This window comes from Rhizobacter sp. P2_H2, from assembly GCF_056403375.1.
The window spans coordinates 1-2,998 of record NZ_JBFUFP010000684.1 but is presented as its reverse complement, the minus strand read 5'-3'; the positions used below and the strand labels follow the sequence as shown (position 1 = coordinate 2,998).

General features: G+C 68.6%; 3 protein-coding genes. All 3 read left to right on the top strand.

What is annotated here, in order from left to right; all coding sequences use genetic code 11:
- Positions 1-1,327 (top strand): helix-hairpin-helix domain-containing protein (locus tag AC1D15_RS24675; RefSeq protein ID WP_477828045.1); only part of this gene is annotated, 1,327 nt, incomplete at its 5' end.
- Between the two features lie 104 nt (positions 1,328-1,431).
- Positions 1,432-1,860 carry a hypothetical protein gene (locus AC1D15_RS24670; RefSeq protein WP_465114006.1) on the top strand — a complete coding sequence of 143 codons (429 nt, stop codon included), beginning with the start codon at positions 1,432-1,434 and terminating at the stop codon, positions 1,858-1,860.
- 53 nt (positions 1,861-1,913) lie between these two features.
- Positions 1,914-2,998, top strand: a 1,085-nt coding sequence (locus AC1D15_RS24665; RefSeq protein ID WP_477828044.1) for a patatin-like phospholipase family protein, incomplete at its 3' end; no start/stop codon positions are given.

Below are 2,998 nucleotides of genomic sequence, written 5' to 3'. Positions count from 1 at the left end.
GGAGATGGTCAAGCACCGAGCGACCTTCGCCGAGGGCGCGGCCGCGAACGGCATCGCCGAGCCGCTCGCGAACGAGATCTTCGACCTGATGGAGAAGTTCGCCGGCTACGGCTTCAACAAGTCGCACGCTGCCGCCTACGCCCTGCTCGCGTACCACACGGCCTGGCTGAAGGTGCACTACCTGGCCGAGTTCACCGCGGCCAACATGAGCGTCGCGCTGGACGACACCGACAAGCTCAAGATCTTCCACGACGACGCGGTGATGCTGGGCATCACCTTCGAGCCGCCGAACATCAACACCGGCACGCACCGCTTCGAGCCGGTCGCCGACAAGGTGGTGCGCTACGGCCTGGGCGCGATCAAGGGCACCGGCCAGAGCGCGATCGAGGCGATCGTGCAGGCGCGCACCGACGGCGGCCCGTTCAAGAGCCTGTTCGACTTCTGCGCGCGGGTCGACCGCAGCCGCATGAACAAGCGAACCGTCGAGGCGCTGATCAAGGCCGGTGCCTTCGACCTGCTGCACCCGGAGCGCTCGCTGCTGGTGGCGAGCATCGGGCTCGCGTTCGAGTACGCCGACACGCAGGCCGCGCACGCCGACCAGGGCGGGCTGTTCGACTTCGGTGACTCCCATGCAGCGTCGACGCAGGAGCCCGAGCTGGTGCAGGTGCCGCCGTGGAGCATCAAGGAGCGGCTCAGCTTCGAGAAGGTCGCGCTCGGCTTCTACCTGTCGGGCCACCTGTTCGACCAGAGCGGCGACGAGGTGCGGCGCTTCGCCAAGCGCAAGATCGCCGACGTGATCGACAGCCGCGAGCCGCAGATGCTGGCCGGCATCGTCGGCGACCTGCGGGTGATCAACGGCCAGCGCGGCCGTGTCGCGATCTTCAAGCTCGACGACAAGAGCGAGGCGATCGAGGCGGTGGCCAACGAGGAGCTGTTGAACGCCAACAAGGACCTGCTGAAGGACGACGAATTGATCATCGTCTCCGGCAAGGTGCAGCCCGACCGCTTCTCCGGCGGCATGCGCCTGAACGTGCAGCAGGTGTGGGATCTCGCGACCGCGCGCTGCCGCTTCGGCAAGTACCTGCGCGTCGAGGTCAACGGCAGCGTGCCGCCGGTGGCCGAGGTGCTGCGCGACTTCCCGAGCCGGCGCGTGCAGACCGACCAGGGCACGACGACGCAGGGCCTGGCAGTGCGGTTGGTGGTGCAGCGCGAAGCGGCCGTCGGTGAACTCGACCTGGGCGAGGAAAGCCGCTTCTTCCCGAGCGATGCGGCGCTGGCGCGCTGGGTCGAGAGCGCGCATGGGCGGGCCGGCATCGTTTACGAGTAGTACTTACCAGTAGTCACGAGTTGGCACATTCCCTGTCGGCACCACACGCTTCAGCAACGTTCTAGGTTCATCATCAGATCTGCGTCAACACGCAGGAGGTCGTTATGAAGCAAGCACTCGCCCTGATCACGCTGGCCGTTGCCAGTGCATCATCCTTTGCCACCGACGTTGGCGTGTCGGTCAGCGTCAGCCAGCCGGGCGTCTACGGCCGCATCGACATCGGCAATGCGCCGCCGCCGGTCGTGATCAACCCGCAGCCGATCATCATCCAGCAGCCGCCGACGGTCGTCGTCGAACGCCGCCCGATCTACCTGCGCGTTCCGCCCGGACACCAGAAGAACTGGAAGCGCTACTGCGGCCAGTACGCGGCCTGCGGGCAGCCGGTGTACTTCGTGCGCGAGGACTGGTACCAGGAGCACTGGCGCCGTGAGCACGAGCATGACCACGACCGCCGCGATGACCACGGCCGGGGCCATGGCCGCGGGCATGACAAGCACGACAAGCAAGACAAGCGCGACAAGCACGACCACTGATCCGGGCTGAACCGGATCGGTCGGCGGGCCCGGGGTGTCTACACTCGGGGCCCATGCCGCCACCACCCACCACGGGCCTGATCCTCACCGGAGGCGGGGCCCGTGCCGCCTACCAGGTCGGCGTCCTGAAGGCCCTCGCGCAGATCCGCCGCGAGGTCTCGCCGGACGACCGCAGCAATCCCTTCCCCGTGATCACCGGCACCTCGGCCGGCGCGATCAATGCCGCCGCGCTGGCCAGCCATTGCGACGACTTCGACGCGGCCGTCGCGGCGCTGTGCGAGGTGTGGGAGAACTTCCGCGCCGAGCAGGTGTACCGCTCCGACTCGATCGGCGTGATCCGCACCGGCGCGCGCTGGCTGACGATGATGTCGATCGGCTGGGTGATCGCCCGCTGGCGCCGCGCGCGCCCGCGCTCGCTGCTCGACAACTCGCCGCTCGATGCGTTGCTGCGGCAGATGGTGTCGGTGGGCCGGCTGCACGAGCTGATGAACGCCGGGCACCTGAAGGCGCTGGCGGTGACCGCGTCGAGCTACAGCTCGGGCACGCACGTGACCTTCTACGATTCGGTGCAGGACATCGTGCCGTGGACGCGTTCGCAACGCGTCGCGGTGCGCGATGCGATCACCGTGCCGCACCTGCTGGCCTCGGCCGCGATCCCGTTCGTGTTCCCTGCCGTGCCCTTGAACTTCGAGGGCATGGTCGAGTATTTCGGCGACGGCTCGATGCGCCAATCGGCGCCGATCTCGCCGGCGGTGCACCTGGGGGCGAGCCGCATCCTGGTGGTCGGTGCCGGCCGCATGCACGAGCCGCCGGGGCGCCGGCAGGTGAACGGCGACTACCCGAACATCGCGCAGATCGCCGGCCATGCGCTGTCGAACATCTTTCTCGATGCGCTGGCGGTGGACGTGGAGCGGCTGCAGCGGGTCAACAACACGCTGTCGCTGCTGCAGCCGGAGGCGCTCGCGCGCACCAGCCTGCGGCCGATCGACGTGCTGGTGATTGCGCCGAGCGAGCGGCTCGACGATCTCGCGGCCAAGCACCTGGCGAGCCTGCCGGCGCCGGTGCGGGCGCTGCTGCGCGGCGTGGGGGTCTCGGGCCGCGGTGCCGATACGCGCGGTGCGGCACTGGCGAGCTACCT

Bases quoted from the DNA above. Each gene is read 5' to 3' on its own strand.
- AC1D15_RS24670 (WP_465114006.1), top strand. From the start codon at position 1,432: ATGAAGCAAGCACTCGCCCTGATCACGCTGGCCGTTGCCAGTGCATCA.